Here is an 18,520-nt window from a genome sequence, read left to right on the forward strand (position 1 = left end):
ATCGAGGGGGCATTCCTCACGTGAAGACGAGAAGGGTTACCGCCGCCGTGGCGACGGTCCTGGCGGTCTCGCTCGGCGCTGCCGCGTGCGGCGGCGGTAAAGACAGCAACGACAACAGTGGTGGCGGCGCCGGCAAGAAGGACGCGGCGCTGGACTCCATAGTCAACGCGTCGAGCAAGAAGGGGGGGACGGTCAACCTCGAGGACTCCGACGTTCCCGACTCGCTGGACCCGGGCAACACGTACTACGGCTTCGTGCAGAACTTCTCGCGTCTGTACGCCCGTACGCTGGTCACGTTCAAGCCGGCCGCCGGCAAGGACGGCCTGACCGTCGTCCCCGACCTGGCCGACTCCCTCGGCAAGGCCAGCGCCGACGCCAAGACTTGGACGTACCACCTGCGTTCGGGCCTGAAGTTCGACGACGGCACGCCGATCACGTCCAAGGACGTCAAGTACGCGGTCGAGCGCTCCAACTTCGCGCCCGAGGCCCTGTCCAACGGCCCCACGTACTTCAAGGCGTACCTGAAGGGCGGCGACAAGTACAAGGGTCCCTACAAGGACAAGAAGGGGATCGACTCGATCGAGACCCCGGACGACCAGACGATCGTCTTCCACCTGGCCAAGCCGTTCGCCGACTTCGACTACCTGGCGACCTTCTCCCAGACGGCCCCCGTGCCGCAGGCGAAGGACGACGGCGCGAAGTACGTCCAGCACATCGTGTCCTCCGGCCCCTACAAGTTCGCCTCGTACGAGGAGGGCGCCAGCGCCTCCCTCGTCCGCAACCCGAACTGGGACCCGAAGACGGACCCGATCCGCAAGGCGCTGCCGGACAAGATCAACGTCAAGTTCAAGGTCAACCCGGTCACGGTCGACAACGACCTGCTCGCCGACAAGATCACGGCGGACATCACGGGTGCCGGCGTGCAGCCGCAGACCCAGCCGAAGATCCTGAGCGGCAAGTACGCCAAGCAGACGGACAACTCGTACGCGGGTGCCACGGGCTACATGGCCCTGAACCAGCACGTCGCCCCGTTCGACAACGTCCACTGCCGCAAGGCCGTCCAGTGGGCCCTCGACAAGCAGTCGGTCATCGACGCCATGGGCGGCTCGCCCAAGGGTGACGTGGCCACCACGCTGCTGCCGCCGTCGGTCAACGGCTACACCAAGTTCGACTCCTACGCCACGCCGGGCCACAAGGGTGACGCGGCCAAGGCCAAGGACGAGCTGAAGCAGTGCGGCAAGCCGAACGGCTTCTCCACCACGCTGACGGCCCGCGCCGACCGCCCCGCCGAGGTCGCGGCCGCCACGGCCATCCAGAACTCGCTCAAGGGCGTCGGCATCAAGGCCGACATCAAGCAGTTCCCCTCCGGCAAGTACTTCTCCAACTTCGCCGGTGTCCCGAGCTACGTCCACTCGCACAAGCTCGGCATGATGATGATGGCGTGGGGCGCCGACTGGCCGACCGGCTACGGCTTCCTGGACCAGATCATCGACGGTTCGGCCATCAAGCCGTCGGGTGGCAACAACCTGATGGAGCTGAACGACCCGAAGATCAACAAGGCGCTCTCCGACGCCATCTCCAACACCAACTCGGCGGAGCGCACCAAGGCGTGGGGCGACATCGACAAGATGGTCCTGGACAACGCCTCGGTCGTCCCGCTGATCTACCGCAAGAACCTGCTGATCAGGCCTACGTCCGCGACCAACGTCACGGTCACGCAGGCGTACCTCGGCATGTACGACTACACGCTGCTGGGCTCCTCGAAGTAACAGCAGGCCGGATACCCCTGAAAGGCAGGTGAAGGCTCCGGGCGGCCGGGACGGACACACTCCGTCCCGGCCCCCCGGAGCCGGACAGCTGTGGCTGCGTACATCATCCGACGCGTCTTCGGCGCTTTGGTGCTGCTGCTGGTGGTCAGCGCAGTCACCTTCGCAATCTTCTTCCTGGTCCCCCGCCTGGGCGGCCAGACGGCCACCCAGCTGGCCACCCAGTACGTCGGCAAGGACGCCAACCCCGAGTCCATCGCCGCGATCAAGAGGAACCTGGGCTTCGACCAGCCCATCTACATCCAGTACTGGGACTACCTCAAGGGCCTGTTCGTGGGCGCGGACTACAAGTTCGGTCCCGACGCCACGCACTGCAGCGCCCCCTGCTTCGGGTACTCCTTCAAGAGTCACGTCGAGGTGTGGCCGCAGCTCACGCAGCGCATCCCGGTCTCCTTCTCGCTGGCCGTCGGCGCGGCCGTGATCTGGCTGATCTTCGGTGTGACCACCGGTGTCATCTCCGCGCTGCGCAAGGGCAAGCCCGTCGACCGCATCTCGATGTTCATCGCGCTCGCCGGCGTCTCGCTCCCGATCTTCTTCACCGGACAGGTCATCAACGTCCTGTTCATCTACCAGTGGCCCATCTGGGACAGCACCGACTACGTGCCCTTCACCCAGAACCCCGGTGAGTGGGCCTGGCACCTGTTCCTGCCCTGGGTCAGCCTCGCGTTCCTCTTCTCCGCCACCTACGCCCGGCTCACCCGGGCGGGCATGCTCGAGACGATGAGCGAGGACTACATCCGGACCGCCCGGGCCAAGGGTCTGCGGGAGAGCACGGTCGTCACCAAGCACGGCCTGCGCGCGACCCTCACCCCGATCGTCACCATCTTCGGCATCGACTTCGGCACCCTCATCGGTACCGCGGTGCTCACCGAGACGGTCTTCTCCCTGCAGGGCATCGGCGCGTACTCGATCCAGGCCATCAAGGACAACGACCTGCCCATCGTGATGGCCGTGACCCTGGTCGCCGCCTTCTTCATCGTCGTCTCCAATCTGGTCGTGGACCTGGTGTACGCAGCCATCGACCCCCGCGTGAGGTACTCGTGAGCAAGCTCGAAAAGGCGGCACTGGGCGAACCGGCCGCGGGCGTCGCCGCCCCTTCCGACGCCCAGGACGCGTTCCTCTCCGTTCGCGATCTGCGCATCCACTTCAGCACCGACGACGGCCTGGTCAAGTCGGTGGACGGCGTCAGCTTCGACGTACAGCGCGGCCAGACGCTGGGCATCGTGGGTGAGTCGGGCTCCGGCAAGTCCGTGACGTCCCTCGGCCTCATGGGTCTGCACCGCGCGGCGAACGCCAAGGTCTCCGGCGAGGTGTGGCTGGACGGGCAGGAGCTGATCGGCGCCGACCCGGACGAGGTGCGCCGGCTGCGCGGCCGCAAGATGGCGATGATCTTCCAGGACCCGCTGTCCGCGATGCACCCGTACTACAAGGTCGGGACGCAGATCGTCGAGGCCTACCGGGTCCACCACAAGGTCAGCAAGAAGGTGGCCCGCACGCGCGCCATCGAGATGCTCGACCGGGTCGGCATCCCCGAGCCCGCCAAGCGCATCGACGGCTACCCGCACGAGTTCTCCGGCGGTATGCGCCAGCGCGCCATGATCGCCATGGCGCTGGTGAACAACCCCGAGCTGCTCATCGCGGACGAGCCGACCACCGCCCTCGACGTCACCGTCCAGGCGCAGATCCTCGACCTGATCCGGGACCTGCAGAAGGAGTTCGGCTCCGCGGTCATCATGATCACGCACGATCTCGGCGTGGTCGCCGAGATCGCGGACGACGTCCTGGTGATGTACGGCGGCCGGTGCGTGGAGCGCGGACCGGTCGGGGAGATCTTCGACCAGCCGCAGCACCCCTACACCTGGGGCCTGCTCGGCTCGATGCCCCGCATCGACCGCGAGACCTCCGACCGGCTCATCCCGGTCAAGGGCCAGCCGCCGAGCCTCATCAACGTCCCGTCGGGCTGCGCCTTCCACCCGCGCTGCCCGTACGCGGACCTGCCCAAGGGGAACGTCACCCGCACGGTGCGTCCCGAGCTGGAGCAGGTGGAGGGCGGCCACTGGTCCGCCTGTCACCTCTCGGCGGAGGACCGTACGCGGATCTGGACCGAAGAGATTGCGCCGAAGCTGTGAGTGAGACGAACAAGACAGACGCCGTCGAGGACGCCGCCGGGAAGGCCGCGATCCCGCAGCAGGCGTCGGCCCCCGAGGGCGGCTCCGCCGAGCGTGAGGTGCTGCTCAGGGTCAAGGGCCTGACGAAGCACTTCCCGATCAAGAAGGGCCTCCTGCAGCGCCAGGTCGGCGCCGTGAAGGCCGTCGACGGCATCGACTTCGAGGTGCGCAAGGGCGAGACCCTGGGCGTCGTCGGCGAGTCGGGCTGCGGCAAGTCGACCATGGGCCGGGTCATCACCCGGCTCCAGGACCCGACGAGCGGCACGATCGAGTTCGAGGGCCGGGACATCACGCGGCTGAGCACCGGGCAGATGCGCCCGATGCGCCGTGACGTCCAGATGATCTTCCAGGACCCGTACGGCTCCCTGAACCCCCGCCACACCATCGGCTCGATCGTCTCGGCGCCCTTCCGGCTCCAGGGCGTCGAGCCCGAGGGCGGGGTGAAGAAGGAGGTCCAGCGCCTCCTCGACCTGGTCGGTCTGAGCCCCGAGCACTACAACCGCTACCCGCACGAGTTCTCCGGCGGTCAGCGCCAGCGCATCGGCATCGCCCGCGCGCTCGCGCTGAAGCCGAAGCTGGTGGTGGCGGACGAGCCGGTGTCCGCGCTGGACGTGTCGATCCAGGCGCAGGTCGTGAACCTGATGGACGACCTCCAGCAGGAACTCGGCCTCACCTACGTGATCATCGCCCACGACCTCTCCGTGGTGCGGCACGTCTCGGACCGCATCGCGGTGATGTACCTCGGCAAGATCGTCGAGATCGCCGACCGCACCTCGCTGTACGAGGCGCCGATGCACCCGTACACCAAGGCGCTGATGTCGGCGGTGCCGGTGCCGGACCCGAAGCGCCGTGGCCAGAAGAGCGAGCGCATCCTGCTGCACGGCGACGTGCCGTCGCCGATCGCCCCGCCGTCGGGCTGCCGCTTCCACACCCGGTGCTGGAAGGCGACGGAGATCTGCAAGACGACCGAGCCGCAGCTGGTGGAGCTGAGGACCGGTCAGCAGGTCGCCTGCCACCACCCGGAGAACTTCGCCGACCAGGCCCCGCAGGACACGGTCCTGCTCTCGGCGGCGAAGAAGGCCGCGGAGCTGGTCCCGGACGCGGTCGTCTCCGACGACCCGGCGGAGCCGGAGCCGGCGGCCGAGCCGGCTCCCGCCGAGGAGACCGTCGCCGCGCCGGCTCAGGCTGAGGAGACCGCCGCCGAGTCGGCCGCCTCCGAGGAGACCGTCGCCGAGGAGTCGGCTCCCGCCAAGGAGACCACCGCCAAGGAGACCACCGCCGAGGAGACCACCACCGAGGAGCCGGCTCCCGCCGAGGAGACCGCCGCCGAGTCGGCTGCCTCCGAGAAGGCGACCGTTTCCGAGAAGCCCGCCTCCGAGAAGCCCGCCTCCGAGAAGCCGGCCGCCGACTCCCAGGAGTCAACCGACAAGTAGCGCATGACAACTGGGCAAAGTCATGAACATGCCTGAACGGGAGAGTGCAGAGTCGTCCGTGTCCGACCACTGATCGGCACACGCTCGAAAGGGACGATTCATGGCACTCTCCCGTTCGGCACGTTCAGCGGCCGTCGCCACCGCGGCGGCCGCCCTCTTCGTCATCGCCGCCGCACCCGCCCCCACCGCGGGCGCCCCCGGCGCGGGTGACCCCTACTTCCCCCGGCTCGGCAACGGCGGCTTCGACGCCCGCCACTACGCCCTGGACATCGCCTACGCCCCGGACACCGGCCGTCTGGACGGCAGGGCGACCCTCACCGCGCGCGCCACCCAGCACCTCTCCTCCTTCGACCTCGACCTCCAGCAGCTCCAGATCACCGCGGTCGAGGTCGACGGCAGACACGCCACGTTCACCCGCGACGGCGACGAGGTCACGGTGACCCCGCGCACCACCCTGGCCAAGGGCCGCGACTTCACCGTCACCGTCACCTACGGCGGTGTCCCCGAGCCGCTGAGCGGCCCCATCGTGTTCGGCTCCGCGTACGGCTGGATGAAGACGGCCGACGGCGTCTTCGTCGCCTGCGAGCCCAACGCCGCCTCCACCTGGTTCCCCTCCAGCGACCACCCCTCCGACAAGGCCACCTACGACATCCGGATCAAGGCCCCCCGGGGCCTGACCGGCGTCTCCAACGGCCGGCTGGTGTCGACGTACGACCGGGGCGACTCGACGTACACGCACTGGCGGGAGAGCCGGCCCATGGCCACCTACCTCGCGACGGCCACCATCGGGAAGTTCGACGTGCGCACCGGCCGCACCCCGGGCGGCACCCCGATCTACGTCGCCGTCGACCCCGTGCTCAAGAACAGCAACAGCGTCGACGTGTACGCCGTCACCGCCGCCGCCACCGACTACTGGTCGCAGGTGTTCGGCCCCTACCCGTTCGAGGAGACCGGGGCCATCGTCGACGACATGCCCGAGGCCGGTTTCTCGCTGGAGGTGCAGAGCAAGCCCGCCTACTCGGCCGTGCGCAACGAGACGACCATCGTGCACGAACTGGCCCACCAGTGGTTCGGCGACTCGGTGAGCGTGGACCGGTGGAAGGACATCTGGCTCAACGAGGGCTTCGCCACCTACGCCCAGTGGCTGTGGGCGGAGCACCAGGGCACCCGCCCGGCCCACGACACCTTCCGCGCCGTCTACGACGCCCGCCCCGCCGACTCCTCCTTCTGGCAGATCCAGGTGGCCGACCCGCAGCGCGACACGATGTTCGCCTCCGCCGTCTACCAGCGCGGCGCGATGACGCTCCAGGCGCTCCGGGAGAAGATCGGCGACAAGGCGTTCTTCCGGCTGCTGCCCGCCTGGACCCGGCTGCACCGGTACGGCAACGCGGACACGGCCGACTTCGTCCGCCTCGCGGAGCGGGTCAGCGGCCGCAAACTGGACGACTTCTTCCGCACCTGGCTCTTCACGACAGGGAAACCCACCCTGTGAGCCTGGCTTTGTAAGGTTCATGTGCCCTGTTGGGTGAGAACGGCAGGGTGCAGCTCCAGCAACTCTTCAGTCCCTCCGTCCAGCACACGCTCGATGTCATCGGCATCTTCGTGTTCGCGATCTCCGGCGCGCTGCTGGCCGTCCGCAAGAACTTCGACGTGTTCGGCATCGCGGTGCTCGCCGAGGTCACGGCGCTGGGCGGGGGGCTGTTCCGGGACGTGGTGATCGGAGCCGTGCCCCCGGCCGCCTTCACCGACCTGGGGTACTTCCTCACCCCCCTGATCGCCACCCTCGTGGTCTTCTTCCTGCACCCGCACGTGGAGCGGATCCAGACCGGCGTCCTGGTCTTCGACGCGGCCGGCCTCGGCCTGTTCTGCGTCAGCGGTACGACGAAGGCGTACAGCTACGGCCTCAACCTGACCGCGTCCGCGACCCTGGGCCTGGCCACCGCGGTCGGCGGCGGCGTGCTCCGGGACGTGCTCGCCAACGAGGTGCCCTCACTGCTGCGCTGGGACCGCGACCTGTACGCGGTCCCGGCGATCGTCGGCGCCACCATGGTGGCGCTGTGCATCCGCTACGACGCCCTGACCCCGCTCACCAGCGGGCTCGCCGTCGTCACCGCTTTCGCCCTGCGGCTGCTGGCGATGAGGTTCCACTGGCGAGCGCCGCGCGCCTGGAACCGGCGGTCGACGGTGACCGAGGAGTAGTCCCGGCGGTCGCCGTGGTCAGGGACCGGTCCTCGCCCCTGGCGCGGTTCTGGCCCATCTGCAGGGTCAGCCAGCGGAACACCGCCGGGACCTGCGGGCGCCACAGCGCCATGGTGTGGCCGCCCGCGCTGCGCGGCAGGAAGACCACGTGCACGGTCGTCGGCGCCTTCGCGACGGACTCCAGCGCCGTACCCGCCTGGTAGCCGTCACCGGACTCGCCGGACACGTACAGCGCGACGCGGGGCGGCACGGCCGCCTTGCGCAGCAGCAGGTAGGGGTTGTTCTCGGCGCGCAGCGCGGGGTTCTGCGAGGCCAGCGAGTTGCGCTCGCCGATCGGGTCGTTGTACCCGGACATGCTCACCGCGGCCCGGTACCGGTCCGGGTGCGCCACCGCGAGCTTGACCGCGCAGTGCGCGCCGGCCGAGTACCCGGCCACCGCCCAGCCCTGGGGGGCCGGCTGCGCGCGGAAGTTGTCCGTGACCATCCTGGGCACGTCGATGCTGAGCCAGGTGTCGGCGTTGACCTGGCCGGGGATGTTGGCGCAGCCGGTGTCGACGCCGGCCAGCAGGTTGGTGCGCGGGGCGACCAGGATGAAGGGCGCCACCTGGCCGCTGCGCATGAGCGGCAGCAGCTGCTCGTGCGCCTTCAGCGACCCGAACCAGGCCTTCGCCGAACCGGGGTAGCCGGGCAGCAGTTCCACCACCGGGAACTTCTTGCCGCGGTAGGCCGGCTCGTTGTACTGCGGCGGCAGCCAGACGTAGACCTCGGCGTTCACCCCGGAGACGCGGCCCTTGAGCTGGGTGACGCGGACGCCGCCGGCCGAGCGCATGCCGGGGCCGTCGGCGGGCTTGAAGACCTGCCTGACCTTGGGCAATTGCTTCAGCGCCAGACCGCCGGTGCCGTCCCGGCCGAGGTCGGCGGCCTGCTGGACGTGGTTGCCGGTGCCGAGCAGGTCGGCCCAGTTGTCGTACAGGTTGTTCTGGTTGTTGACCAGCACGAAGACCAGTGCGACGGCCGTGCCCTGGGTGAACAGCAGCATGAGGACCCGGGCCGCGGTGCGCAGCGGCCTGGGCCCGCGCACCCGCGACCAGAGCGTGAGCGGCAGTATCAGGGCGACGACCGACAATACGATCGTCGTGTAGAGGAACGGAGTCCCGGTGAGGCTCATGTCCCCATAGAGGGGAACAGCGGGGCGTGGGTTGTGGACGTGTCCGGACACTTACCGAGAAATTGCCGGGATCTCACCCGGAGGCCGGATCGGTCCGTTCCGGGTGGCCGGTTCACGTCGTACGGGCCCCCTACGGAAAAGCTACCGCTTAGTAATTTCCTGTTGTACCGTTCATCCATGCCAGAAGCAGCCACCGCGCCCACCGGGCGAGCCGTGATCGGCGACAGCGAGTTCGACCGCGACACCGCGGTCACCCGGCGTGAGCCCGGGGTCTACGACATCGACCTCTGTGCCGGCTGGACCATCATCAACGCCGTCAACGGCGGCTATCTGCTGGCCGTCCTCGGCCGGGCCCTCGCGGACACCCTCCCGCACCCGGACCCCTTCACCGTCTCGGCGCACTACCTGACCGCGTCCCAGCCGGGCCCGGCGGTCGTCCGCACCGAGACGGTCCGCACCGGCCGCACCCTCTCCACCGGCCAGGCCTCGCTCCTGCAGTACGACGAGGAGGGCAACGAGGTCGAGCGCATCCGCGTCCTCGCCTCCTACGGCGACCTCTCCGCCCTCCCCGACGACGTCCGCACGACGGCTGTCCCGCCGGCCGTCCCGCCGATCGAGCAGTGCTTCGGCCCCGACGACTCGCCCGCCCCGGTGCCGGGCAGCTCGGCCATCACCGACCGGCTGATGCTCAAGCTGGACCCCGCCACCCTCGGCTGGGCCCTCGGCGCGCCCTCGGGCAAGGGGGAGATGCGCGCCTGGTTCGGTCTCGCCGACGGCCGCGACGCCGACCCGCTGTCGCTGCTCCTGGCGGTGGACGCGCTGCCGCCCACGGCCTTCGAGATCGGCCTCAAGGGCTGGGTCCCCACCGTGGAGCTCACCGTCCACGTCCGCCACCGCCCGGCCCCCGGTCCGCTGCGGGTGTCCATCACCACCCGCAACCTGGCCGGGGGGTTCCTGGAGGAGGACGCCGAGGTCTGGGACAGCGAGGACCGGCTGGTCGCCCAGTCCCGCCAGCTCGCCCGCGTCAGGCTCGGCTGAGCGGGGCGCGTCCCAGCCAGGCCGCGAGCCGCTCGTACACCCCGGCCCCCTCGGGGGCCGCACGGCGGGTGTCGAACGGGGTCTCGTCCCGGGGCCGCGAGTCGGGCAGCACCCGCTGGGCCGTGGCCAGGGCGAACTCCGCCGGCTCCGGGTCGAGTGCGAAGGGGTGGCCGACGGCCTCGGCGAGGTCCCAGGTGTGCGTCACGATCTCCATCACGTACCCGGACAGCGCCGCGTGGCCCGGCACCTCGCCCCAGGGCACCCGCACCGGTGCCGTCATCCGCTCGTCGGCCTCCCACGCCTTCAGGACCCGGACACGCGCCTCGTCGTAGGCCGCCGCCCAGCCGTCGTCCTCGACGCCCTCGGCGACCGGCTCCATGGCGAGCCCGTCACCGCCCTCGCCGACCACGGCGATCCGGCGGGTGACACCGACGACATGGCTCAGCAGCGCCCGTACGTCGAACTCGGTACAACAAGTCGGTCCGTCGAGCTGCTCGGGGCGCACCGTCCTGATCAGCGCGGCGGCCTGCTCGGTGGCGCGGGTGTAGACGGGGCGTGGGTCGGTGTAACCGGTGGTGCTCATCGTGTGCCTCTCCTCTGGTGGGTACGGAGAGGAGCTTGCGCCGAAAACCTGACAGATTCCGTCAACATTTGCGCGAGATCCGCGACGGCGCGATCCTGGGCCCGTGAAGTCCGACCGGCTGCTGTCGATCCTGCTCCTCCTGCAGACCCGGGGCCGGGTCCCCGCGCACGAACTCGCCGACCGGCTCGAGGTGTCGGTGCGCACCATCTACCGGGACGTCGAGGCGCTGTCCGCCTCCGGCGTGCCCGTGTACGCCGAGCGCGGCCGCCACGGCGGCATCGAACTCCTCGCCGGATTCCGCACGGACGTCACCGGCCTGACCGCCGACGAGTCCCGCGCCCTCTTCATCCTGGCCGCGCAGGGCGCGCACGCCGCGCTCGGTCTCGACGCGGCTCTCGGCTCGGCCCTGCGCAAGGTGATGGCGGCCCTGCCCGCGCCGCACCGGCCCGCCGCCGAGGTGACCAGCCGCCGCATCCTGGTCGACGCCACCCGCTGGCGCAGCGGCCCCGGGCGGTCCGTCGACCTCCAGGTGCTCCAGGACGCGGTCTTCGCCGACCGCCGGCTGAGGGTGAGCTACCGGCACAGCGGGCAGCGCGAGCCCCGCACGTACACCCTGGACCCCTACGGCCTGGTCGCCAAGGCCGGGGTCTGGTACCTGGTCGCCGACCGGCGCGCGGCCCCGCGGCTGTTCCGCGCCGACCGGGTGCGCTCGGCGCGGCTGCTCGACGAGCCGGTCCGGCGCCGGGCCGGTGTCGAACTCGCCGACGTCTGGGAGGTGCTGCGCCGCCAGGTGGAGGAGCGGCCCGAGGGCGCGATCGACGTCACGGTGCGGGTCCGCCGCGAACGCCTCGACATGTTCCAGCGGATGGTGGGGGCCCTGCTGACCGAACTCCCCGCGGACGACGGGGAGGGCGACTGGGCCGTCGTCCGGCTGTCCTACCCGGCGCTGCGCGCGGTGCGCCAACTCCTGGGCTTCTCCGACCAGGTGGAGATCCTCGACCCGCCCGAGGCCCGCGCCGAACTGCTGCGCGCGGTCGGCTCCGTCACGGCCCTGTACCAGGAGGCGGGCCGCGGGGAGTGAACCCGCGGGTGCGCGGGGGTGGTTGGGTCGCGCTGAAGCGTGCCCGACCGCGACCGCGGACGTGGCGCGAAAGCGCGTCCGGAGCGCGTCAGTCCAGCCAGTGCCGGCGGCCGATGGTGATGAGCCGCAGCTGCCGGGTGGCCAGCTGGGCGACGCGCTCGCGCTCGCCGTCCTCGGGCGAGTCCAGCGTCTCCAGGAACAGGGAGGCGGTGATGAGCATCTGGTCGACGTAGAGATGCGCGAGCATCAGCAGGTCCTCGTCGTTCCACCCCTCCGCCTGCGGGTCCTTGGCCAGCTCGGCCTTGACCTCCTCGGCGAAGCGCGCCAGTTGGGCGCGAATGGCCTCACGGACCGGCTGGACTCCGCCATGCCGTTCACGGGCGATGAAGCGGACGTGTGCGGGGTACGCGTCCACGTGACGGGCGATCAGTTCCACGGCGCGTGTGATGCGCTCCTCGCTGTCGCCCGCGGTGGACACCGTCGTCCGCACCATCGGGTGAAGGCTGCCCAGCGCCTCGTCGACCAGGGCCACTCCGAGGTCGGCGGTGGAGCGGAAGTGCCGGTAGAAGGCCGTCGGGGCGACGCCCACGGCACGGGTGACCTCGCGCAGTCCGAGGCTGCTCAGGCTCTGTTCCTCCAGCAGCGCGAGCGCCGCGTCCAGGAACGCCTGCCGGGTCTTCTGCTTCTGGGCCTGCCGGACGCCGAGGGTGTGACTCATCTCTCCAGTTAACAACTGTTCTCTGAAATTGCAAAGCCGTGGAAAGGGGTAGACTCGAAGTCAGTGAACAACTGTTACTACAACTGTTCACCCAAGCTTCACACAGGCCATACACGAGGCATCTCTGAGGGGGGATCCCATCCCATGCTGTTCCTCGTCGCCGCACTCATGCTGCTCGGTGTGGTGCTGGGCACCGTCGCCCACGCACCCCTGACCTTCACCGCCGTCGCGGCCGCCGTCATCGCCGTCTGGCTCGGCGTCTTCGCGATCCGCGAGCGTCACGGCCGCCGCCGGCACCCGTCGGCCCACTGACCGTCCGTCACGACCTCAAGGAGCTGAGCACCATGCAACTCACCGCACCGGCCGCGGGCCGCAGCACCGAAAGCCGCCCGCGCGACCCCGACGGCATGGCCGTCGCGTCCTTCATCCTGGGCCTCCTCGGCCTGCTCGTCCTCAACCTCTTCCTCGGCCCGATCGCCATCGCCCTGGCCGCCGTCGCCCTCTGGCGCGGCACGTCCCGGCGCGGCCGCGCCTGGCTCGGCCTGACCCTCGGCGTGGCCGACCTGGTCGTCCTGCTGGTCTCCATGGACCTGTCCCACACGGTCTCCTGGAGCCTGTGACGCCCCGCCGGCGCCCCGAGGACGACGGGGCGAAGCCGCCCGGCACCGCTCCCGCCGCGGGCAGGCCCGTAGAATCGGCCGCACCATGGCTTACCTCGACCACGCCGCGACGACCCCGATGCTCCCGGAGGCGGCGGAGGCGCTGACCGCCCAGCTGAGCATCACCGGCAACGCGTCCTCCCTGCACGCCTCCGGCCGCCGGGCCCGCCGCACGGTCGAGGAGTCCCGCGAAACCCTGGCCGAGGCGCTGGGCGCCCGCCCCAGCGAGGTCGTGCTCACCTCGGGCGGCACCGAGGCCGACAACCTCGCGGTGAAGGGCCTGTACTGGGCCCGCCGCGACGCCGACCCGGCCCGCACCCGCATCCTGGCCAGCCCCGTCGAGCACCACGCCGTCCTCGACGCCGTGCACTGGCTCGGCGAGCACGAGGGCGCCACCGTCGAGTACCTCCCGGTCGACTCCTACGGCCGCGTCCACCCCGAGGCGCTGCGCGAGGCCGTCGCCCGCGACCCCGACGACGTCGCCCTGGCCACCGTGATGTGGGCCAACAACGAGATCGGCACCATCCTGCCGGTCCGCGAACTGGCCGCCGTGGCCGCGGAGTTCGGTATCCCGCTGCACGCCGACGCGGTCCAGGCCTTCGGCCAGGTGCCCGTCGACTTCGGCGCCTCCGGCCTCGCCGCGATGACCGTCTCGGGGCACAAGATCGGCGGCCCGTACGGCATCGGCGCGCTGATCCTCGGCCGTGAGTACACCCCCGTACCCGTGCTGCACGGCGGCGGCCAGGAGCGCCACGTCCGCTCCGGCACCCTCGACGTCCCCGCCGTCGCCTCGTTCGCCGTGGCCGCCCGCCTCGCCGCCGAACAGCGCGAGTGGTTCGACCGCGAGATCGGCGCCCTGCGGGACCGGCTGGTCGACGCCGTGCGCGAGGCCGTCCCGGACGCGATCCTCGGCGGCGACCCGGCCCCCGGCGGCCGCCTCCCCGCCAACGCGCACTTCACCTTCCCCGGCTGCGAGGGCGACTCCCTGCTGCTCCTGCTGGACGCCCAGGGCATCGAGTGCTCCACCGGCTCGGCCTGCACCGCGGGCGTCGCCCAGCCCAGCCACGTCCTGCTCGCCACCGGCACCGACCCGGACCTGGCCCGCGGCACCCTGCGCTTCTCCCTCGGCCACACCTCCACGGAGGCCGACGTCGAGGCCGTCGCCAAGGCCATCGGACCGGCCGTCGAGCGGGCCCGCGCCGCCGGCCTCACCTGACCACGCTCGCTCCGGCGCCCGGGAAGACGCCGGGTGACGCGGCGGGGAGGCGGGTCCAGGCGGGTTCAGGCCGCCGAGGGCCCACGTACGGCGCGGACCAGCCGCAGGTACCGGTCCCAGTCCCAGAACCGCCCCGGGTCCGTGTGGTCCGTCCCCGGCACCTCCACGTGCCCGACGATGTGCTCCCGGTCCACCGGCATGCCGTAGCGCGCGCATATCGCCGCCGTCAGCCGGGCCGAGGAGGCGTACATCGCGTCCGTGAAGGAGGAGGCGTCCTCCACGAACCCCTCGTGCTCGATGCCGACACTGCGCTCGTTGTACGCCCGGTTCCCCGCGTGGAACGCCACGTCCAGCTCGCGGACGAGCTGGGTGATCCGCCCGTCCCGGCGCACGACGTAGTGCGCCGCCGCCCGGTGCGCCGGGTCCTGGAAGACCTTCACCGCCGACGCGTAACCGCCCTGGGTGACATGGACGACCACCCGGTCCACCGGGTAGTCGTCCGGCCGGTCCGCCCGCCGGTAGTTCGCCGCCGACGCCGGCACCCAGCGCGCGCCGCGGAAGTCGACCGCCCCCGCCACCCGGGGCTTGTCCACGCCGGGCAGCCGCCACCACAGCCGGGACAGCTCGTCGCGGGCCAGCGCGGCGCTGCCCACGGCGGCCGCGGCCCCGCCGATCAGCAGGGCCCGCCGCCCCAGCCGGCTGTCCCCGTCCTTCGCCGCCACGTCCTTCGAAGCCCCCATGTGATCGCCAACGGATATCCGGCGGACCCGGTTCCCACGCCCCCGTACCCTGGAAGGGCTATGACTGACACCCCGCAGCGCACCCGTCCCCTCCGCGTCCTCGCCGCCATGTCCGGCGGCGTCGACTCCGCCGTCGCCGCCGCGCGCGCCGCGGAAGCCGGTCACGACGTCACCGGCGTCCATCTCGCGCTCTCCGCGAACCCCCAGTCCTTCCGCACCGGCGCGCGGGGCTGCTGCACCATCGAGGACTCGCGGGACGCCCGGCGCGCCGCCGACGTCATCGGCATCCCGTTCTACGTCTGGGACCTCGCCGACCGCTTCCGCGAGGACGTCGTCGAGGACTTCGTCGCCGAGTACGAGGCCGGCCGCACCCCCAACCCGTGCCTGCGCTGCAACGAGAAGATCAAGTTCGCCGCGCTGCTGGACAAGGCGCTGGCCCTCGGCTTCGACGCCGTGTGCACCGGTCACTACGCGCAGGTCGTCCTCGCGCAGGACGGCACCCGCGAGCTGCACCGCGCCTCCGACATGGCCAAGGACCAGTCGTACGTGCTCGGCGTGCTGGACGAGCGGCAGCTCGCCCACGCGATGTTCCCGCTCGGCGACACCGTCACCACGAAGGACGAGATCCGCGCGGAGGCCGAGCGCAGGGGCCTCGCCGTCGCCAAGAAGCCCGACTCGCACGACATCTGCTTCATCGCCGACGGCGACACCCAGGGCTTCCTCGCCCGGCGCCTCGGCAAGGCGGAGGGCGACATCGTCGACGAGTCCGGCACCAAGCTGGGCACGCACGAGGGCGCCTACGGCTTCACCATCGGCCAGCGCAAGGGCCTGCGGATCGGCACCCCGGCCGCCGACGGCAAGCCCCGCTACGTCCTCGACATCTCCCCGGTGGACAACACGGTGACGGTGGGCCCCGCCGCCGCCCTGGACGTCACCGCGCTGACCGCCGTCAAGCCCCGCTGGTGCGGCACCGCGCCGACCGCCCCCGCCACCTACACCGCCCAGCTCCGCGCCCACGGCGGCGAGACCGAGGTCACCGCGGCACCGGTCGACGGCGAGCTGCGGGTGACCTTCACCGAGCCGGTGCGCGGCGTCGCCCCGGGCCAGGCGATCGTGCTCTACGACGGCACGCGCGTGGTCGGCTCGGCGACGATCGCCTCGACCACCCGGGCGCCCGCGGCGGCCGTCTGAGGTCTTCCGCCGGGCCGCCGGCCCGGGCACTCACCCCGCGAAGAACTCCGCCAGCGCGGGCCCCAGGACGTCCGGCTCCACCATGTGGGTCTGTCCCTCCAGGACGCGGTACGTCCCCCGGGGCACCGCCTCGGCGACCGCCCGGCCCGCCTCGCGCATCCACTCCGGGCTCGCCCCGCCCACCACGGACAGGACGGGCACGGAGACGGCCGCGAGCCGCTGCCGGGGCAGCAGCCCGTCGCCCATCACCGCGTCGTCGTACGCCAGGCTCGGTGCCGCGGCCTCCAGGCCGGGCCACATCGGGGACTGCCGGGCGCCCCGGATCATCTCCTCGCCGAGGCCCGTCAGCCGCAGGAACAGCTCGACGGCGTCCCCGCGCCGGTCCTCGGCGAGCGCCTTGCCCAGGTTCTCCTTGTACACGGCCTCGCGCGCGGCGCCGCCCTCCAGCAGGTCGGCGAACGGCGCCTCGTACACGGCCACCCGACGGACCGGCAGCCCGCTCGCCGCCGCCTCCAGCACCAGCGCGCCGCCCGAGGAGACGCCGAACAGCGCCGCGTCGCCGCCCACCGCCTCGATCACTGCCGCCAGGTCCTCCACCTCGCGCTCCACCGCGTACGGCGCCGTGTCCCCGCTCTCGCCGCGGCCGCGGCGGTCGTAGACGACCGCCGTGCAGTGGTCGGCGAGCCGGGACGCCAGGGGCGCGAGGGTGCCGCCGGTGGACATCGCGCCGCTCGCGAGGATCACCGTCGGCCCCTGGCCGGTCACTTGATACGCGAGGGAGGTGCCGTCGCGGGAAGTCGTCTTCTTGTCCATGCCGTTGCAGACTGCCGTACGCCGCGGAAATCAGCGGTCACGACACGTCGGCCTCGTAGAAGCAGAGGTGGTCCTTGATCTCCGCCACCTCCGGCTTCGGATCCGGGTAGGCCCACGCGAGGTCGGGCGCACCGGGCAGCGACCAGTAGGAGGCGGTGCCCTTGAAGGGGCAGACGGTGTGCGTGTCCGACGGGGTGAGCAGCTCCAGGCGGACGTCCTCGGCGGGGAGGTAGTACCGCGGCGGGCAGCCCGTCTCGCGCAGCACGAGGGCGCGGTCGGTCTCCGCGAGCACCTGGCCGTCGCGCACCACGCGCACGTGCCGCTCGCTCTTCTCGATGGTGATCGTGTGTCCTTGGGCCATACAGGGACAGCGTCCGCGGGCCCCGACTTCTTCCCACGTACGGTGGAGGACATGAACATCTGCGTCTTCCTGTCCGCCGCCGACCTCGACGAGCGCTACACCCGCCCCGCGCGCGAGTTCGGGGAACTGCTCGGCAAGGCCGGCCACACCCTCGTCTGGGGCGGCTCCGACACCGGTCTGATGAAGGTCGTCGCCGACGGTGCGCACGGGGCGGGCGGCAGGCTGCTGGGCGTCTCGGTGGAGTTCCTGGCGAACAAGGCGCGGCCCGGCACGGACGAGATGATCGTCGCCGCCGACCTCGCCGAGCGGAAGAAGCTGCTGCTGGAGAAGGCCGACGCCGTGGTGATCATGGTGGGCGGCACCGGGACGCTGGACGAGGCCACCGAGATCCTGGAGCTGAAGAAGCACGGCCGGACCGAGAAGCCGGTGGTGCTGCTGAACACGGCCGGCTTCTACGACGGCCTCGCCGAGCAGTTCCGGCGCATGGAGGAGGAGGGCTTCCTGCCCCGGCCGCTGGCGGAGCTGGTCTTCGTCGCCGAGGAGCCGGCGGGCGCGCTGGCGTACCTGGAGGAGCGGCTCGCCGCCCGGTGATGCGAGCATGGCGGGCATGGCTACTCATGTGATCACCGGGGCCGGTTCCGGCATCGGCGCGGCCGTCGCCCGCCGGCTGCACGCGCGCGGGGACGAACTCGTCCTCCACGCGCGCGACGCGGGACGGGCGAAGGAACTGGCCGCCGAGTTCCCCGGCGCGCGCACCCTGGTCGGCGACCTCGCCGACCCGGACAAGCTGTCCTGGGCCTTCTCGCACCAGACGCTTCCGGACCGGGTGGACTCGCTCCTGCACATCGCCGGTGTCGTGGACCTCGGCGAGGTCGGCGAGCTGACCCCCAGAGCCTGGCACCACCAGCTCAACGTCAACCTGGTCGCGCCCGCCGAACTGACCCGGCACTTCCTGCCCCAGCTGCGCACCACGCGCGGCCATGTGATCTTCGTCAACTCCGGCTCCGGACTGAACGCCCACGCCGGCTGGTCCGCCTACGCCGCCTCCAAGCACGGCCTGAAGGCGCTGGCCGACTCCCTGCGGGAGGAGGAGCACGGCAACGGCGTCCGCGTCACCTCCGTCTACCCCGGCCGCACCGCAAGCCCCATGCAGGCCAAGGTGCACCAGCAGGAGGGCAAGGAGTACGACCCGGGCCGGTGGATCGACCCCGAGTCGGTGGCGACGGCCCTCCTGATGGCCCTGGACCTGCCCGGGGACGCGGAGGTCAACGACCTGACGGTGCGTCCCGGCCGCTGACCGCGGGGCACCCGGGGGCCGAAGCCTAC

At 71.3% G+C, this 18,520-nt stretch carries 20 protein-coding genes; 14 read left to right on the plus strand and 6 right to left on the minus strand.

All coding sequences use genetic code 11. The features are described 5' to 3' along the window. Positions 1-20: 20 nt before the first annotated feature. The 6 genes from B446_RS25765 (at position 21) to B446_RS25790 (ending at position 7,626) form a co-directional block, all read left to right on the plus strand. Complete coding sequence (locus B446_RS25765) at positions 21-1,769, plus strand: ABC transporter substrate-binding protein (protein WP_043476465.1); 1,749 nt, start codon at positions 21-23, stop codon at positions 1,767-1,769. 90 nt (positions 1,770-1,859) lie between these two features. Further along, positions 1,860-2,870 carry an ABC transporter permease gene (locus B446_RS25770; RefSeq protein ID WP_020942367.1) on the plus strand — a complete coding sequence of 337 codons (1,011 nt, stop codon included), beginning with the start codon at positions 1,860-1,862 and terminating at the stop codon, positions 2,868-2,870. Next, a complete protein-coding gene (locus B446_RS25775; protein WP_020942368.1) occupies positions 2,867-3,955 on the plus strand; it encodes an ABC transporter ATP-binding protein in 1,089 nt (362 codons plus the stop codon). The genes B446_RS25770 and B446_RS25775 overlap by 4 nt, the downstream gene beginning before the upstream one ends. After that, complete coding sequence (locus B446_RS25780; RefSeq protein WP_020942369.1) at positions 3,952-5,427, plus strand: ABC transporter ATP-binding protein; 1,476 nt, start codon at positions 3,952-3,954, stop codon at positions 5,425-5,427. Before B446_RS25775 ends, B446_RS25780 begins: the two co-directional genes overlap by 4 nt. A 100-nt stretch (positions 5,428-5,527) precedes the next feature. After that, complete coding sequence (locus B446_RS25785; RefSeq protein ID WP_020942370.1) at positions 5,528-6,919, plus strand: M1 family metallopeptidase; 1,392 nt, start codon at positions 5,528-5,530, stop codon at positions 6,917-6,919. Between the two features lie 47 nt (positions 6,920-6,966). Beyond that, positions 6,967-7,626 carry a trimeric intracellular cation channel family protein gene (locus B446_RS25790; RefSeq protein ID WP_043479113.1) on the plus strand — a complete coding sequence of 220 codons (660 nt, stop codon included), beginning with the start codon at positions 6,967-6,969 and terminating at the stop codon, positions 7,624-7,626. Here the strand turns inward: B446_RS25790 and B446_RS25795 are convergent. After that, the gene (locus tag B446_RS25795) at positions 7,535-8,794 is read right to left on the minus strand and encodes an alpha/beta hydrolase (protein WP_043476467.1); all 1,260 of its coding nucleotides are present in this window, start codon (positions 8,792-8,794) and stop codon (positions 7,535-7,537) included. The two genes, B446_RS25790 and B446_RS25795, sit on opposite strands and share 92 nt — an antisense overlap. A gap of 177 nt (positions 8,795-8,971) precedes the next feature. Between B446_RS25795 and B446_RS25800 the strand changes: the two genes are divergently transcribed. Then, positions 8,972-9,832, plus strand: coding sequence for a thioesterase family protein (locus B446_RS25800; protein ID WP_043476469.1), 861 nt, complete (start codon positions 8,972-8,974; stop codon positions 9,830-9,832). Here B446_RS25800 and B446_RS25805 read toward each other — a convergent pair. Beyond that, positions 9,819-10,415 (minus strand): TIGR03086 family metal-binding protein, encoded by a 597-nt coding sequence (locus tag B446_RS25805; RefSeq protein WP_020942374.1) that lies wholly within the window; start codon positions 10,413-10,415, stop codon positions 9,819-9,821. The genes B446_RS25800 and B446_RS25805 overlap by 14 nt on opposite strands. Positions 10,416-10,518: 103 nt before the next feature. Between B446_RS25805 and B446_RS25810 the strand changes: the two genes are divergently transcribed. After that, positions 10,519-11,496 (plus strand): helix-turn-helix transcriptional regulator, encoded by a 978-nt coding sequence (locus B446_RS25810; RefSeq protein ID WP_020942375.1) that lies wholly within the window; start codon positions 10,519-10,521, stop codon positions 11,494-11,496. A gap of 88 nt (positions 11,497-11,584) precedes the next feature. Here the strand turns inward: B446_RS25810 and B446_RS25815 are convergent, their stop codons facing one another. Beyond that, positions 11,585-12,214, minus strand: a complete 630-nt coding sequence (locus tag B446_RS25815; RefSeq protein WP_020942376.1) for a TetR family transcriptional regulator — start codon at positions 12,212-12,214, stop codon at positions 11,585-11,587. A gap of 144 nt (positions 12,215-12,358) precedes the next feature. Here B446_RS25815 and B446_RS39755 point away from each other — a divergent pair, with 144 nt between their 5' ends. The 3 genes from B446_RS39755 (at position 12,359) to B446_RS25830 (ending at position 14,089) form a co-directional block, all read left to right on the plus strand. Further along, a complete protein-coding gene (locus B446_RS39755; RefSeq protein ID WP_020942377.1) occupies positions 12,359-12,526 on the plus strand; it encodes a hypothetical protein in 168 nt (55 codons plus the stop codon). A 32-nt stretch (positions 12,527-12,558) separates the two neighbouring features. Then, entirely contained in the window at positions 12,559-12,834 is a 276-nt protein-coding gene (locus B446_RS25825; protein ID WP_020942378.1) for a hypothetical protein, read from the plus strand. 85 nt (positions 12,835-12,919) lie between these two features. Continuing rightward, on the plus strand, positions 12,920-14,089 hold the full coding sequence (locus B446_RS25830; RefSeq protein WP_020942379.1) for a cysteine desulfurase family protein: 1,170 nt from the start codon (positions 12,920-12,922) through the stop codon (positions 14,087-14,089). A 65-nt stretch (positions 14,090-14,154) separates the two neighbouring features. Here B446_RS25830 and B446_RS25835 read toward each other — a convergent pair whose 3' ends face one another. Beyond that, the gene (locus tag B446_RS25835; protein ID WP_020942380.1) at positions 14,155-14,829 is read right to left on the minus strand and encodes an N-acetylmuramoyl-L-alanine amidase; all 675 of its coding nucleotides are present in this window, start codon (positions 14,827-14,829) and stop codon (positions 14,155-14,157) included. Positions 14,830-14,889: 60 nt separating this feature from the next. On the opposite strand from B446_RS25835, the gene mnmA reads away from it, so the two are divergent. Continuing rightward, positions 14,890-16,020, plus strand: a complete 1,131-nt coding sequence (gene mnmA, locus B446_RS25840; RefSeq protein ID WP_020942381.1) for a tRNA 2-thiouridine(34) synthase MnmA — start codon at positions 14,890-14,892, stop codon at positions 16,018-16,020. Between the two features lie 30 nt (positions 16,021-16,050). On the opposite strand, the gene B446_RS25845 is transcribed toward mnmA, so the two are convergent. Together B446_RS25845 and B446_RS25850 are read right to left on the minus strand one after the other, a co-directional pair. Beyond that, a complete protein-coding gene (locus B446_RS25845; RefSeq protein WP_020942382.1) occupies positions 16,051-16,833 on the minus strand; it encodes an alpha/beta fold hydrolase in 783 nt (260 codons plus the stop codon). Between the two features lie 37 nt (positions 16,834-16,870). Continuing rightward, complete coding sequence (locus tag B446_RS25850; RefSeq protein WP_020942383.1) at positions 16,871-17,194, minus strand: DUF427 domain-containing protein; 324 nt, start codon at positions 17,192-17,194, stop codon at positions 16,871-16,873. Positions 17,195-17,245: 51 nt separating this feature from the next. Between B446_RS25850 and B446_RS25855 the strand changes: the two genes are divergently transcribed. Beyond that, positions 17,246-17,785 (plus strand): TIGR00730 family Rossman fold protein, encoded by a 540-nt coding sequence (locus B446_RS25855; RefSeq protein WP_020942384.1) that lies wholly within the window; start codon positions 17,246-17,248, stop codon positions 17,783-17,785. Between the two features lie 7 nt (positions 17,786-17,792). After that, positions 17,793-18,491 (plus strand): SDR family oxidoreductase, encoded by a 699-nt coding sequence (locus tag B446_RS25860; protein ID WP_078614798.1) that lies wholly within the window; start codon positions 17,793-17,795, stop codon positions 18,489-18,491. The last annotated feature ends 29 nt before the right edge of the window (positions 18,492-18,520 follow it).

This window comes from Streptomyces collinus Tu 365 (genome assembly GCF_000444875.1).
Lineage (GTDB): Bacteria > Actinomycetota > Actinomycetes > Streptomycetales > Streptomycetaceae > Streptomyces > Streptomyces collinus_A.

What these genes read in the sequence shown, in the direction of transcription:
- B446_RS25785 (WP_020942370.1), top strand. Translation starts at nt 5,528, where the DNA reads ATGGCACTCTCCCGTTCGGCACGTTCAGCGGCCGTCGCCACCGCGGCG.
- B446_RS25795 (WP_043476467.1), bottom strand. Translation starts at nt 8,794, where the DNA reads ATGAGCCTCACCGGGACTCCGTTCCTCTACACGACGATCGTATTGTCG.
- B446_RS25800 (WP_043476469.1), top strand. Translation starts at nt 8,972, where the DNA reads ATGCCAGAAGCAGCCACCGCGCCCACCGGGCGAGCCGTGATCGGCGAC.
- B446_RS25805 (WP_020942374.1), bottom strand. Translation starts at nt 10,415, where the DNA reads ATGAGCACCACCGGTTACACCGACCCACGCCCCGTCTACACCCGCGCC.
- B446_RS25815 (WP_020942376.1), bottom strand. Translation starts at nt 12,214, where the DNA reads ATGAGTCACACCCTCGGCGTCCGGCAGGCCCAGAAGCAGAAGACCCGG.
- B446_RS39755 (WP_020942377.1), top strand. Translation starts at nt 12,359, where the DNA reads ATGCTGTTCCTCGTCGCCGCACTCATGCTGCTCGGTGTGGTGCTGGGC.
- B446_RS25825 (WP_020942378.1), top strand. Translation starts at nt 12,559, where the DNA reads ATGCAACTCACCGCACCGGCCGCGGGCCGCAGCACCGAAAGCCGCCCG.
- B446_RS25830 (WP_020942379.1), top strand. Translation starts at nt 12,920, where the DNA reads ATGGCTTACCTCGACCACGCCGCGACGACCCCGATGCTCCCGGAGGCG.
- B446_RS25835 (WP_020942380.1), bottom strand. Translation starts at nt 14,829, where the DNA reads ATGGGGGCTTCGAAGGACGTGGCGGCGAAGGACGGGGACAGCCGGCTG.
- mnmA (WP_020942381.1), top strand. Translation starts at nt 14,890, where the DNA reads ATGACTGACACCCCGCAGCGCACCCGTCCCCTCCGCGTCCTCGCCGCC.
- B446_RS25845 (WP_020942382.1), bottom strand. Translation starts at nt 16,833, where the DNA reads ATGGACAAGAAGACGACTTCCCGCGACGGCACCTCCCTCGCGTATCAA.
- B446_RS25850 (WP_020942383.1), bottom strand. Translation starts at nt 17,194, where the DNA reads ATGGCCCAAGGACACACGATCACCATCGAGAAGAGCGAGCGGCACGTG.
- B446_RS25855 (WP_020942384.1), top strand. Translation starts at nt 17,246, where the DNA reads ATGAACATCTGCGTCTTCCTGTCCGCCGCCGACCTCGACGAGCGCTAC.
- B446_RS25860 (WP_078614798.1), top strand. Translation starts at nt 17,793, where the DNA reads ATGGCGGGCATGGCTACTCATGTGATCACCGGGGCCGGTTCCGGCATC.